At 70.5% G+C, this 13,357-nt stretch carries 12 protein-coding genes; 9 read left to right on the top strand and 3 right to left on the bottom strand.

Annotated elements, in window-relative coordinates; all coding sequences use genetic code 11:
* Window positions 1-428: 428 nt before the first annotated feature.
* The 4 genes from ACQ0O7_RS06595 to ACQ0O7_RS06580 all read left to right on the top strand — a co-directional run bounded on the left by ACQ0O7_RS06595 (window position 429) and on the right by ACQ0O7_RS06580 (window position 5,835).
* A complete protein-coding gene (locus tag ACQ0O7_RS06595; protein WP_430780849.1) occupies window positions 429-947 on the top strand; it encodes a methylated-DNA--[protein]-cysteine S-methyltransferase in 519 nt (172 codons plus the stop codon).
* Between the two features lie 308 nt (window positions 948-1,255).
* Window positions 1,256-2,695 carry a hypothetical protein gene (locus ACQ0O7_RS06590; protein ID WP_430780848.1) on the top strand — a complete coding sequence of 480 codons (1,440 nt, stop codon included), beginning with the start codon at window positions 1,256-1,258 and terminating at the stop codon, window positions 2,693-2,695.
* A 50-nt stretch (window positions 2,696-2,745) separates the two neighbouring features.
* Window positions 2,746-5,274, top strand: coding sequence for a valine--tRNA ligase (gene valS, locus ACQ0O7_RS06585; RefSeq protein ID WP_430780847.1), 2,529 nt, complete (start codon window positions 2,746-2,748; stop codon window positions 5,272-5,274).
* A 24-nt stretch (window positions 5,275-5,298) separates the two neighbouring features.
* Complete coding sequence (locus ACQ0O7_RS06580) at window positions 5,299-5,835, top strand: hypothetical protein (protein WP_430780846.1); 537 nt, start codon at window positions 5,299-5,301, stop codon at window positions 5,833-5,835.
* A 407-nt stretch (window positions 5,836-6,242) separates the two neighbouring features.
* On the opposite strand, the gene ACQ0O7_RS06575 is transcribed toward ACQ0O7_RS06580, so the two are convergent.
* The gene (locus ACQ0O7_RS06575) at window positions 6,243-6,959 is read right to left on the bottom strand and encodes a hypothetical protein (protein ID WP_430780845.1); all 717 of its coding nucleotides are present in this window, start codon (window positions 6,957-6,959) and stop codon (window positions 6,243-6,245) included.
* A 54-nt stretch (window positions 6,960-7,013) separates the two neighbouring features.
* On the opposite strand from ACQ0O7_RS06575, the gene ACQ0O7_RS06570 reads away from it, so the two are divergent.
* Entirely contained in the window at window positions 7,014-8,147 is a 1,134-nt protein-coding gene (locus ACQ0O7_RS06570; protein ID WP_430780844.1) for a DNA recombination protein RmuC, read from the top strand.
* On the opposite strand, the gene ACQ0O7_RS06565 is transcribed toward ACQ0O7_RS06570, so the two are convergent.
* The gene (locus ACQ0O7_RS06565; RefSeq protein WP_430780995.1) at window positions 8,140-9,159 is read right to left on the bottom strand and encodes a 4-hydroxy-3-methylbut-2-enyl diphosphate reductase; all 1,020 of its coding nucleotides are present in this window, start codon (window positions 9,157-9,159) and stop codon (window positions 8,140-8,142) included. The genes ACQ0O7_RS06570 and ACQ0O7_RS06565 overlap by 8 nt on opposite strands.
* Before the next feature lie 72 nt (window positions 9,160-9,231).
* Here ACQ0O7_RS06565 and ACQ0O7_RS06560 point away from each other — a divergent pair, with 72 nt between their 5' ends.
* Genes ACQ0O7_RS06560 through ACQ0O7_RS06550 form a run of 3 tightly spaced genes read left to right on the top strand, consistent with a single transcriptional unit; the run spans window position 9,232 to window position 11,087 of the window.
* Window positions 9,232-9,663 (top strand): hypothetical protein, encoded by a 432-nt coding sequence (locus ACQ0O7_RS06560; RefSeq protein WP_430780843.1) that lies wholly within the window; start codon window positions 9,232-9,234, stop codon window positions 9,661-9,663.
* 9 nt (window positions 9,664-9,672) lie between these two features.
* Window positions 9,673-10,884: an exodeoxyribonuclease VII large subunit gene (xseA, locus tag ACQ0O7_RS06555; RefSeq protein WP_430780842.1), complete on the top strand. Its 1,212-nt coding sequence runs from the start codon at window positions 9,673-9,675 to the stop codon at window positions 10,882-10,884.
* The gene (locus tag ACQ0O7_RS06550) at window positions 10,884-11,087 is read left to right on the top strand and encodes an exodeoxyribonuclease VII small subunit (RefSeq protein WP_430780841.1); all 204 of its coding nucleotides are present in this window, start codon (window positions 10,884-10,886) and stop codon (window positions 11,085-11,087) included. Before xseA ends, ACQ0O7_RS06550 begins: the two co-directional genes overlap by 1 nt.
* 4 nt (window positions 11,088-11,091) lie before the next feature.
* Here the strand turns inward: ACQ0O7_RS06550 and ACQ0O7_RS06545 are convergent, their stop codons facing one another.
* Window positions 11,092-11,661, bottom strand: a complete 570-nt coding sequence (locus ACQ0O7_RS06545) for a DUF4245 domain-containing protein (RefSeq protein WP_430780840.1) — start codon at window positions 11,659-11,661, stop codon at window positions 11,092-11,094.
* A 98-nt stretch (window positions 11,662-11,759) separates the two neighbouring features.
* On the opposite strand from ACQ0O7_RS06545, the gene glpX reads away from it, so the two are divergent.
* A complete protein-coding gene (glpX, locus tag ACQ0O7_RS06540) occupies window positions 11,760-12,797 on the top strand; it encodes a class II fructose-bisphosphatase (protein WP_430780839.1) in 1,038 nt (345 codons plus the stop codon).
* Window positions 12,798-13,357 lie beyond the last annotated feature (560 nt).

Here is a 13,357-nt window from a genome sequence, read left to right as displayed (position 1 = left end):
CAAGCTCGACCTCGACCCCGGCGCCGACCGCGCCGAGACCATCGCCCGCCTCGTCGAACTGCCCGGCATCGGACCGTGGACCGCCGGTTACGTCGCGATGCGAGCGATCGGCGACCCGGACGTCTTCCTGCCCACCGACCTGGCCGCCCGCCGCGGAGCCGAGGCCCTGGGACTGCCCGGCACCGCGAAAGCACTGGCCACCCACGCCGAAGAACACTGGCGGCCCTGGCGCTCCTACGCACTGATCCGTCTGTGGCGAGCCGCCTGACCGGCTCGCCGATGCACCGAATCTACCCGCCGCGCGGCGGCCGGACGGCGTTGTCCACAGTGCGCTCCGCGCCGATTCGGTTATCCACAGGCGGACCGAATTCTCACCCGCGAGCCGCAAAACAAGCCACGCTTGTGACTCCCCCAGCGAGGAGACAACGATGCTGATTCACTCGACTCTGACCACCCCTGCCGGCCCGTTCACCGTGGTGACGACCAAGTCCGGCGCGGTGCGCGCGGCCGGCTTCACCAGGGATGTGCCGGTGCTGATGAGCCTGGTGCACCCAGTGTTGCTGGAGCCGGTGGAGCCCGGCGAGCCGGGCGTGGTGGGCGAGGCGATCAGGGCCTATCTGGATGGCGACCTGACGGCCATCGACGCGATCGCGGTCGAGCAGCACACGGCCGGCGAGTTCATGCGGCACGCATGGCACGTGATGCGTGACATCAAGCCCGGTTCCCCGGTGACCTACACCGGGTTCGCCGAGCTGGCCGGCCGGCCACCGGCGGTCCGCGCGGCGGCCGCCGCCTGCGCCCGCAACCCGGTCGCGCTGTTCACGCCGTGTCACCGGGTGCTCCGCACCGACGGCACGCTCGGTGGCTATCGATGGGGCCTGCACGTCAAGAAGTGGCTTCTGACATTCGAGTCCGGCTCGCTCGAGGGCGAGCCGATGGCTGGATGAGGATAGATCCGGACACCGGCCCCACCAGGCCTCGTTCGAGGTGACGCGGTCGCCGGTGGACTCGGCACAGTGCGGTGCACCGGTGTAAAGCTATGAGGCGTGACGATGGCGTTCGGGTGTCGGCCAGCTGCTGATCAGCGGCAGCGCAGCGCTGGCGGGTTCATCCCGTCGACCAGGTCGCGACGTTTGACGCCGGCCTGGCGAGTGACACCGGGCCGGTGAGTAACGCCGGGCCGGTGAGTAACGCCGGGCCGGTGAGCTGGCTCGTGCGGCCGGACGACAGGATTCAACCGAGATGAGGTGACGGCATGGTGGGTGCTCAGCCGGATCCGTCGGAGAGACTGACGGCGGCGCACGACCCCAGCGATGTTACCGAGCCGGCGCGGCTGACGGTGGGGCAGCCAGGGGTGTATGTGTCCCGGCGCTACCAGACGGATCGGCGCGACGGCGATGACGATCCGTCCACGGGATTCACCGGGCAACCATATGACGAGGCGCCCGGCCACCAAGCCACCGGCCAGTCAGGCGACGGGCTGTCCGGTCACCAGACCACAGGCTCTATCGGACAGTCCGACGACCAGCGCCCCGGCCATCAGGAAGAGGGCGGGCGGAGCGACGACCGGACCGTCTACTACGGCACGGAGAGCGATACGACGATGTCTCATGGCTGGCATCAGGATCAAACCGTGCACTACAGCCGGGACCGGACGCAGGCGCACGGGCTTGCCGGTGACCCGACCCTGCGGTCCATCCCTGACCCCGAAGCACGCGACGAGGAACAGACGCTCAGAATCCGGCGGCTGACAAGGCGCGGGGATTCCGATCCCGAGTCGACCGTGGAGCACGTCGAGGAGGATCCGGCGGAGTGGGCGCGACATCCCGATGGCCGGTGGGTCGTCGGGGATGCCGGGGAGCAGCCGGCGGTTCGGGCTCGGGCTCCACATCTGTTCCGGAACCCGCCACCGGACACGACGATCGACGGGGCGGAGGCCGGCGGGATCGTCTACCGGGCCGCCTCGGTCCGGGGGATCCGTCACCAGCAGCAGGGTGCACCTCGGCAGGACGCCTATGCCGTGCGCTTGACGAAGGACCAGGAGTGGCTGGTCGGCTGCGTCTCGGGCGGAGACTCCAGCTCCGATCAGCAGTACGAGATCACCATCGCGGTCTGCGACCGGATCACCGAAACACTTGTCGATCATCTGACGGCCGAGCCACCTCCGGACGATCCGGCACGATGGGCGGAGTCGATCACCGCGCTTCCCTGGGACCGGGTGGCGAAGGCAGCTGATCATGTCGCCGGTGAGCTGGCGTTCGTGTTGGCGACCGAGGCGTCGCCGGACGGCACCCATCGGGCGATGGTTCTCTATGCGGCAGGTGACGCGGCGGCGTTCCTGCTGCGGAAGGGGCAGTGGGTCCCGCTGGCCAGGGCCGGGGACGAGCCGGGGGTGGTGAGTGCGCGGCCGTTCTCCCCGCGGGTGGGTGAGCCACTGATCGTGATGACCGGTGGGCTGACCGATCCGGTGGGGGACGCGACGGGACCGGTCAGCCGGTTCCTCACGGACTGCTGGAGCGGCCCGCCGGACCCGCTGGCGTTCGCGCAGCAGCTGGCGTTCCAGCGCCCGCCGTTCACCGGAGACCGCACCGCGGTGGTGGTGTGGCCGGGACAACAACCGGAGCAAGAACCGGAGCAAGAACCGGAGCAGGAGGACACGGGACGAGACGCGGAGCATGCGGCGGAGCCGCGATGACGGGCATAAACACGTGGCCGCGGGAGTCGGGCGGTCCTACGCTGACCGGCATGACTGATACGGGAACCGGGCGCCCCGGGCTCCCCGCGAAGCCGTCACTCGACGGTCTCGAGGGCAAGTGGGCGCCGCGCTGGCAGGAGGAGGGCACGTACACGTTCGACCGTTCCCAGGAGCGGGCCGACGTGTTCTCGATCGACACACCTCCGCCGACCGTATCCGGCTCGCTGCACATCGGGCACGTCTTCTCCTACACGCACACCGACACGGTCGCGCGGTTCCAGCGGATGCGGGGCCGGTCCGTCTTCTACCCGATGGGCTTCGACGACAACGGGCTGCCGACCGAGCGCCGCGTGCAGAACCTGTTCGGAGTCCGCTGTGACCCGTCACTGCCCTACGACCCGGAGTGGGAGCCGCCGGCCAAGGCGCCCAAGCAGCAGATTCCGATCTCCCGGCGCAACTTCGTCGAGCTGTGTGACCGGCTGACGGTCGAGGACGAGAAGGGGTTCGAGGCGCTGTGGCGCCGGTTGGGGCTGTCCGTCGACTGGGCACTGACCTACACGACGATCGGCGAGAAATCGCGGGCCGTCTCCCAGCGGGCGTTCCTCGCGCAGCTGGCCGCCGGTCAGGCGTATTCGTCGGAGGCGCCGACGCTGTGGGACATCGGCTTCCGGACCGCCGTCGCGCAGGCGGAGCTGGAGGATCGCGAGCGGCCCGGGGCGTACCACAAACTGCGTTTTCACGGCCCGGACGGACCTGTCGAGATCGACACGACACGGCCTGAGCTGCTGCCGGCATGTGTCGCGCTGGTCCATCACCCGGGTGATCCCCGGTTCGCCGGGCTGACCTCGGTCCGGACGCCGTTCTTCGATGTCGAGGTTCCGGTCCGGGCGCACCCGCTGGCGGCCATGGACAAGGGCACCGGCATCGCGATGGTCTGCACCTTCGGGGACCTGACCGACGTCACCTGGTGGCGTGACCTGGACCTGGACACCCGGGTGGTGCTGGGCCGGGACGGCCGGTTCCTGCCGGACGCCCCGGCGGGTGTGCCGGTCGCCGCCTATCAAGGGCTGGCCGGGTTGACGGTCAACGCCGCCCGTACCGAGATGGTCCGGATCCTGCGGGAGTCCGGTGACCTGATCGGTGAGCCGCGGCCGGTGACGCATCCGGTCAAGTTCTACGAGCGGGGCGACCGTCCGCTGGAGATCGTCACGAGCCGTCAGTGGTTCATCCGCAACGGTGGTCGCGACCCGGGGCTGCGTGATGGGTTGCTGGCCCGGGGCCGGGAGTTGGAGTGGACCCCGGAGAGCATGCGTCACCGGTACGAGCACTGGGTCAACGGGCTGACCGGGGACTGGCTGGTCAGCCGGCAGCGGTTCTTCGGGGTGCCGATCCCGGTCTGGTACCCGCTGGACGCCTCCGGCGAGCCGCAGCATGATCGGCCGCTGCTGCCGGAGGACACCGCGCTGCCCGTCGACCCGTCGTCGGACTGCCCGCCCTGGTTCACCGAGGAGCAACGGGACGTCCCGGGTGGCTTCACCGCCGACCCGGACGTCATGGACACGTGGGCGACCTCGTCGCTGACCCCGCAGATCGTCACCGGCTGGAGCACCGATCCGGACCTGCACGCCCGCACCTATCCGATGGACCTGCGCCCGCAGGGGCAGGAGATCATCCGGACCTGGTTGTTCTCGTCGGTGTTGCGAGGCGACCGGCTGTCCGGTGGGCTGCCGTGGCGACGGGCGGTGATCTCCGGCTGGATCCTCGACCCGGACCACAAGAAGATCTCGAAGTCGCTGGGCAACGAGGTGGAGACGCCGATCGCGCTGCTGGACCAGTTCGGTTCGGACGCGGTTCGCTACTGGGCCGCGGGCGGGCGGCCGGGCGCCGACCTGGCGTTCGAACCGGCCCAGCTGAAGGTCGGCCGGCGGCTGGCGATGAAACTGCTGAACGCGTCGAAGTTCGCACTGGGACTGGGCGCGGCAGTGCCGGACCAGGCGAAGTCGATCACCGAGCCGCTGGACCGGGCGATGCTCGGGCGGCTGGGCGAGGTGGTCGAGACGGCGACCGCCGCGTTCGGGGCCTACCAGCACACCGATGCCCTCCAGGCGACGGAGACGTTCTTCTGGACGTTCTGCGACGACTACATCGAGCTGGTCAAGGACCGGGCATACGGGGAGGGGCCGGGTGCCGACTCGGCCCGCGCCGCGCTCGCCACCGGGCTGTCGGTGCTGTTGCGGCTGTTCGCGCCGTTTCTGCCGTTCGTGACCGAGGAGATCTGGTCCTGGTGGCGGACCGGGTCGGTGCACACGGCGGCCTGGCCGGGGCGGGACGAGCTACCCGAGGGTGACGCGTCGTTGCTGGACCTGGCGGGTGAGGCTCTGCGGCAGGTTCGGCGGGCGAAATCCGACCGGAAGGTGTCGATGCGTACCGAGGTTCCGGTCGCCGAGGCGCTCGGGCCGGCCGATCTGCTGGACCGGCTGGCACTGATCGACGGTGACTTCCGGGCAGCCGCCCGGATCGGCAAGTTGGAGCTGTTCCGGGACCGGACGCCGGAACTGGTGATCGCCTGCGAATTCTGAGTGCGGGCGGCCACCATGGGAGGCATGTCGATCGCGCCCGAGGAAGTGCGGGCTCCGGCCGGGGACACGGTGCTGTTCCGGTCGTCGCCGGGCCGGACCTTCGTCATGGTGTTCGCCGTGCTGATGGTGGCCTACCTGGCGGTGTCACCGGTGATCGGCTGGATCTCCGGTGACGCCGACCCCTGGTGGGTGATCGCCACGCAGGCGATGGTGATCGGGGTGGGTGCGGCCGGGGCCTATACGGTCTCGGCTCGGGCCGCCCTGCCGACCTGGGTGCGGGTCTCGTCCGGAGGGCTGGAGATGGCCGCGCAGGACTCCGATCCGATCCTGCTGGACTGGGCGGACATCTCGGCCGCGGTGATCCACCGGGAGGGGCTGCGGACCGTGCTGGAGGTGATCCCGGCGGACCTGGACAGCGTGCACCCGGTGCAGGAGGGTGACACCGGTGGGCCGGCGCTCACCGATACGCCACGGGGCCCGGCGTTCACCGCCGACCTCACCCAGATCTGGCCGAGCCCGCGAGCGCTGCGCCGCGAACTCGACCGGCACCTGCGCCGCTGACCATCGCGATCTCGCAGCGGTCCCAGCCCGGCGAGACATCAGAAACCCGGCCGGCCCCGATAAGCGGTACGGCAACCCGGCCCGCCCCGGGTAATGCGGTACGGCAACCCGGCCCGCCCCAGGTAATGCGGTACGGGAACCCGGCCCGCCCCAGGTAATGCGGTACGGGAACCCGGCCCGCCCGGTGTAGATGAGATCGGGCGCGGCCGCGGCTGGTGGGGCCAGGGACTCCGTTCGTGTGCCGATTCGCGGCTCGATGCGGACCCTGATGGTTGATTCAGGAAGGCAGCTCGCCTGTGGAAAACGTCATGGAGACCGCGTCCGGCCCGCCGACGAGCCGGTCAACCGTCAGGCTCCGATTCGAGCCACAGATCGGCACGCGGTCGGACCCCGATCGCGGACACTCGCTAGAAGTCGAAACCGCCGAAATCGCCGCCGCCCATGTCGCCGGCGCCGAAATCGCCGCCGGCGAAGTCGCCACCCATGTCACCGCCCATGTCTGCGCCGCCGAAGTCGTCGCCGAAGCCGGGTGAGAACAGGGCGTCGAAGATCAGCATGCCGCCGAGTACGCCGGCACCGGCGCCCAGCGCGGTCTTCCAGACCGGCGTCGAATACCAGCCGGCCGGCACCGGGCGGCCCTGCACACGGCCGCCGGGGTAGTAATACGGGGTGTCCGAGCCTGGCTGCGGCGCCGCCTTGTACGAATGCCCCTGCACACTGACCTCACGCGCCTGGGTGATCTGCCCGGCACCCTGCGCGGAGTGCAGCGGCGGCAGATCCGGCCCGGCGTCCAGCCCCATGGCCAGGCGGGCGGCCCGCACGTACTGAAGTCCTTCGAGGGCCGACTCCCGGGCGAGTTCGAATTGGCGTACCGAATTGGCGCTCTGCAACTGCCCACCGGCGGCGTTGTAGCGCTCGCCGGCGTCGGCCAGCGCCTGCCTCGCGGCCGGTTCCTCGGAACTCAGGTTCATCACCTGACCGCCGAGCCGTTCATACCACCGTTGGGCCTCGGCCCTGGCATCGTCCAGGTTCGTCTGCCGGCGGGCCTGCCCGCCTCGTTGAGTCGCGACGACGACCAGGGCGATCACCGCGACGATGGCCAGGATCAGCAACACGCCCTTCATGTTTCCCACCGTACCCGCGTTAACTGTGCACTTCCTTTCTGGCAATCTGCGGTGGTGACCTTCTCGACACTGGCCGTGGTTCTCGTCTGTCTGGCCGCCGGTGGGGCGGTGGGCTGGCTGGCCGCCCGGGCCCGCGCGGCGACCGACATCGCCCGCCTGGAGGCGACCGTGGAGGCGGCCCGCGACGGCGAACAGCGGCTGGAGCAGTCGTTGCGGTCGCTGTCCTACGAGGCGACGGTGCAGTCGCAGGAGGCGGTGGCCCGTGCGGTGGCCCCGTTGCACGACACCTTGCGGCGGTACGAGGACCGGGTGGCCCAGCTGGAGCATGACCGGGTGGACGCCTACGCCGAGTTGCGGGAGCAGGTGCGGTCGATGGGCGCGGTCTCCGGCGAGTTACGCACCGAGACCCGGCAGCTGGTGGCGGCGTTGCGGGCTCCGCAGGTGCGCGGGCGCTGGGGTGAGCATCAGCTGAAGCGGATCGTGGAGGCGGCCGGCCTGCTGGAGCACTGTGACTTCGCCGAGCAGGTCACGGCGTCGACCGACGATCAGGGGGTACGCCCGGACCTGGTGGTGCGCCTGCACGGCGGCCGGACCGTGGTGGTGGACGCGAAGGCGCCGCTGGAGGGTTATCTGTCGGCGATGGAGGCCCGGGACGAGCACACCCGGGACGGCCATCTGGATCAGCATGCCCGCCACCTGCGCGGGCATGTGGACGCGTTGTCCGGGAAGCGGTACTGGTCGGCGTTCGAGTCGTCGCCCGACTTCGTGGTGCTGTTCGTGCCGGCCGATCCGTTCCTGGACGCGGCGTTGCAGCGGGATCCGTCGTTGATGGAGCACGCGTTCCGCCGGGGCATCGTGCTGGCCACCCCGGCGACGCTGATCGCGATGTTGCGGACGGTGGCCTTCTCCTGGCGGCAGGAGGCGCTGACCCGGAACGCGGCGGCCGTGCACGGGCTGGCCCGGGAGCTCTACGGCCGGCTGTCGACGCTCGGTGATCATGTGGACAAGCTGGGGACGTCGCTGTCCGGGGCGGTCACCGCCTACAACCGGGCGGTGGGTTCGCTGGAGTCGCGGGTGCTGGTCAGTGCCCGCAAGCTGGCCGACATGGGAGTGTCGGACGAGGAGCTGCTCCCGCCCGTACAGGTGGAGATCGCTCCTCGCCAACCGCAAGCCCCGGAGTTCAGCTAGCTTTCGCCGCGGCCGCCTTCTTCATGTCGCGGCGCAGCTCCTGCGGGAGGGAGAAGGTGAGCCGCTCCTCGGCGGTGGTGAACTCGGTGACGTCGCCGAACCCGCGGGTGGCCAGGTGGCCGAGCACCTCCATGACCAGCTCGTCGGGGACGCTGGCGCCGGACGAGACACCGACCGTGGTGGCGCCCTCCAGCCACTCGTCCTGAATCTCGGAGGCGAAGTCGACCAGGTGGCCGGCCCGCGCGCCGGCGCCGAGGGCGACCTCGACGAGGCGCACCGAGTTGGACGAGTTGGTCGAGCCGACCACGATCACCACGTCGCACTCCGGCGCGATCTCCTTGATCACGTGCTGCCGGTTGGAGGTGGCGTAGCAGATGTCGTCGCTGGGTGGCGACTGGAGCAGCGGCAGCTTGGTCTTGAGCCGGGCCACCGTCTCCATCGTCTCGTCGACCGACAGGGTGGTCTGCGACAGCCAGACGACCTTGGACGGGTCGCGGACCACCACGTCGTCCACATCGTCGGGGCCGTCGACCAGCTGGATGTGCCTGGGGGCCTCGCCGGCGGTGCCGATGACCTCCTCGTGCCCCTCGTGACCGATGAGCAGGATGTCGTAGTCCTCGGCGGCGAACCGTTTGGCCTCGTGGTGCACCTTGGTCACCAGCGGGCAGGTCGCGTCGATGGCCTTGAGGTTGCGCTCGCGGGCCTGGTCGTGAACCTCGGGTGCCACGCCGTGGGCGGAGAAGACCACGGTCGCGCCCTCGGGGACCTCGTAGTTCTCCTCCACGAAGATCGCGCCGCGGGCCTCCAGCGTGCTGACCACGTGCTTGTTGTGCACGATCTGCTTGCGCACGTAGACCGGGGCGCCATAGAGCTTCAGCGCCTCCTCGACGGTCTGCACGGCGCGGTCGACACCGGCGCAGTAGCCACGCGGCTTGGCGAGCAGGACCCGCTTACGAGCTTCAGTCACCCGGCCATGGTACGTGCACCACGCCCCGCCCCGCCTCTCTGCGATCTCCGCCACAGCCCCGGCGACCGGGCTTCCGTTTCGCCACTTATAAGGGTAAAAGAACTAGATAATCAACTGATGGGCGCCGTGCTGCGCGTGATGACCGGGTGGGGCCTGCTCGGCATCGGACTGTTGGACATCGCTGTCGAGCTGGACGGCGGACTCACCATCACGTACCTGGTCTTTCATCTGATGCTCTGCGCCGGCGGCCTGCTCCTGCTGGCCCATCGACGGCCGGTGCCGAGCCGGGCCGCACTCGCCGTCACGGCTGTTCCGGTGCTGGCCGGGATGGTTCTCCAATACCCGTACCGGTACCGCGACGGCGCCTCGGTCGACTGGTTCCCCGCCTGCGCCGACCTGGTCTTCTGGGGCTGTGCCGGGCTGCTGCTGGCGTCCGGGCTGGCGATGCTGGAGAGACTGCTGCCGGAGAGGCGTACGCCCGTCGATCTCTCCCACTACACCGGCCACGCCGAACAGCGCGCGGCCGAAAATGTCGGTGGGCTTCCGTAATCTGGCCCGGTGAGCAACCCCAGCACCGCCGACGAGCCCTGGCCGGTCCGCGTCGTCAGCCAGAAGATCACGGCCTGGATCGGCAAGCTGGGCTGGGTCTGGGTGGACGGACAGGTCGCCCAGATCAGCCGCCGGCCCGGTTCCGGAGTGGTCTTCCTCACCCTGCGCGACCCGGCCTCCGACCTCAGCCTGACCGTCACCACCAGCCACGACGTCATCCACGCCGGTGCGCCCGAGCTGGCCGAGGGCGCCCGGGTGACACTGCACGCCAAGCCGGAGTTCTATCCGGCCCGCGGCACTCTCAGCCTGCGGGCCGACGAGATCCGCCAGGTCGGCCTGGGTGAGCTGCTGGCCCGGCTGGAGCGGCTGAAAAAGCATCTGGCCGCCGAGGGCCTGTTCGCCCGGGAGCGCAAGCGGCGGCTGCCGTTCCTGCCCGGCCGGGTCGGCCTGATCACCGGGCGGGCCAGCGCCGCCGAGCGGGACGTGCTGGTCAACGCGCGCCGCCGGTGGCCGTCGGTCGACTTCCGGGTGATGAACGTCCCGGTTCAGGGCCCGACCGCGGTGCCGCAGATCATCGACGCGCTCAAGGTGCTGGACGGCGACGACACCATCGACGTGATCGTGATCGCCCGGGGCGGTGGCAGCGTCGAGGACCTGCTGCCGTTCTCCGACGAGGCGCTGTGCCGGGCGGTGTTCGCCGCCCGCACCCCGGTGGTCAGCGCGATCGGCCACGAGACCGACAGCCCGCTGCTCGACCACGTGGCCGACGTGCGCGCCTCCACCCCGACCAACGCGGCCGAGCGGATCGTGCCCGACCTGGCCGAGGAGCAGAAGCTGATCGCCCACGCGAAAGCGCGGCTGGACCGGGCGGTGCTGCACATGATCGACCGGGAGACGCAGCGGATCGAGGCGTGGCGGTCCCGGCCGGTGCTGGCCCGGCCCGAGGCGCTGCTGGACCAGCGGGCCGCCGAGGCGGACGCCCTGCGCGACCGGGCCACCCGCAACCTGGAGCACCGGCTGCGCCGCGCCGACGACGCGCTGGAGCACACCCTCGCCCGGCTGCGGGCGCTGTCCCCGGCGAAGACGCTGGAGCGGGGTTACGCGATCGTGCAACGGTCCGACGGTCACGTGGTCCGCGCCGCGGGCGAGGTGGCCGGCGGCGACATTCTTCGGATCCGGCTCGCCGAGGGCGAGCTGCGAGCGACGGCACAGGAGAGCTGATGAGCGACGACGAGACGATGAGCTACGAGCAGGCCCGCACCGAGCTGGCCGAGGTGGTCGAGCGGCTGGAGCGGGGCGGCGGCAGCCTGGAGGAGTCACTGGCCCTGTGGGAGCGCGGCGAGAAACTGGCCGACGTCTGCCGGCGGCGGCTGGACGGCGCCCGCGAGCGGATCGAGGCCGCCCGTGCGGCCCGCGCCGACTGAGCGGTCAGGGCAGGGCCGCGGCCAGCTTCTCCAGATTGGCGACGTCGTTGCTGGAGCCGATCAGCACGATCGTGTGGCTCTGCTCGGTCGCGATCAGCGCCGTCTCGCCCTTACGCCCGGCGTACTGCATCCACGTCCGCTGCGTGGTGCGGAAGGTGCCGCTCCGCTGACCCTCGGCACCGACCTCGGCCGGGACCAGCACGCTCGGGTCCACCGTGCTCTGGATCATCAGGATGGCCTCGTCGCTCGGCGGGATGTAACCGAGCCGCAGGGTGGCCCCGGTGCCCTCACGGCGGAAGTTCGCCGACGTGACATGCCAGTCGTCGTCCTCGGTCAGCCCGGCCGGCATCCGCACCGGGAACTCCCGCGACGCCAGCTCCACCGACGACGTGGTGTCCACCGAGACCGGCCGGTTGCCCTCCAGCACCACCTGGTAAAAGACCATGATCAGCGCGATCGGGACCAGCAGCACGGCCAGCGACAGGATCATGTCGCGCGGCCGGCGGCCCTCCTTGGGCGCGAGACGCGGCGAGGAGGCCGGGGCCGGCGGGGTGGGCGAAGAGGCTGGTTCCACCTCGCCATTGTTAACCATGTCGCTGAACCGAGACTTGGCACGTCCTCGGATGCCAGGATCGGGGGACGAAACCCCGCAACGTCGCGAGGAGGCCGCCCGTGCCCGCCCGAGTCCCGCAGGATCTCGACCGCAACATCGCCCTCGACCTCGTCCGTGTGACCGAAGCCGCGGCGATGGCCGCCGGCCGCTGGGTCGGCCGCGGTGACAAGAACGGCGGTGACGGCGCCGCCGTCGACGCCATGCGCAAACTCATCAACTCGATCCAGATGCGCGGCGTCGTCGTCATCGGCGAGGGTGAGAAGGACGAGGCGCCGATGCTCTACAACGGCGAGCGGGTCGGCGACGGCACCGGCCCGGAGGTGGACGTCGCGGTCGACCCGATCGACGGAACCACGCTGATGAGCAAGGGCATGCCCGGTTCGATCGCGGTGCTGGCGGTCGCCGAGCGGGGCGCGATGTTCGACCCGAGCGCCGTCTTCTACATGGACAAGATCGCCGTCGGCCCGGACTGCGCCGACGTGATCGACATCAACGCCGGGGTGAAGGAGAACCTGCGCCGCATCGCCAAGGCCAAACGCTCCAGCGTCTCCGACGTGACCGTGTGCATCCTGGACCGCCCCCGGCACTCCCAGCTGGTCGACGAGGTCCGGCAGGCCGGCGCCAACATCAAGTTCATCTCGGACGGTGACATCGCCGGCGCCATCTCGGCGGCCCGCCTGGAAACCGACGTCGACGTGCTGATGGGCGTCGGCGGCACCCCCGAGGGCATCACCGCGGCGTGCGCGCTCAAGTGCCTGGGCGGCGCCATCCAGGCCAAACTGTGGCCTCTCGACGACGCCGAGCGGGAGAAGGCGATCGCCGGCGGCCACGACCTGGACCGCGTGCTGACCACCGACGATCTGGTCACCGGCGACAACTGCTTCTTCGTCGCCACCGGCGTGACCTCGGGCGACCTGCTGAAAGGCGTCCGCTACCGTTCCGGCGGCGCCCACACCCAGTCGATCGTGATGCGTTCCAAGAGCGGCACCATCCGGGTCATCGACTCCTACCACCGCCTGGAAAAACTGGCCCTCTACTCGGCGGTCGACTTCGACGGCCACCTCCCCACGGTCGCGCTGGGCGACCCGATCCTGTAACCCCGAACACAAAACCCCGCCGCCGGTACGCTCCACGGCCCCACAACCGCAACGGCCCGCCCCGCGTCGTCCCCGCGAGGCGGGCGGTGGGCCCGGACCGCCCGGCGACCGCCGGGCGGATGCGGTGCTCCCGGCCGTCCCACCCCACGTGCCGCCTTCCGGCGAGCATCCCCACACAAGTGCGAGCCGCCGGTGACGTGCCGCAAAGCGGCGCAATCCGCACCACAACGCGGCACGCGAACCCGGAAACACCGCCACGTGCCGCAAAACGGTGCGATCCGCACCACAACGCGGCACACGAACCCGAAAGCACCGCCACGTGCCGCAAAACGGCGCGATCCGCACCACAACGCGGCACGCGAACCCGGAAACACCGCCACGTGCCGCAAAACGGCGCGAATCGCACCGCAGCGCGGCACGCGAACTGCCGACACGGGTTGCGATGCTGCGCTGACTGAGTCACAGCGCGGCACGCGGGGCGGATGACCCGGGGGCACCGCATTCGCCCGGCGGTCGCCGGGCGGTCCGGACCGAACGCCCAGCTCGCGGGGACGCACGGG

It is taken from the genome of Actinoplanes sp. G11-F43, assembly GCF_050589265.1.
GTDB lineage: Bacteria > Actinomycetota > Actinomycetes > Mycobacteriales > Micromonosporaceae > Actinoplanes.
The sequence above is the reverse complement of the archived record's forward strand: the minus strand, read 5'-3'. Positions and strand labels throughout refer to the sequence as shown.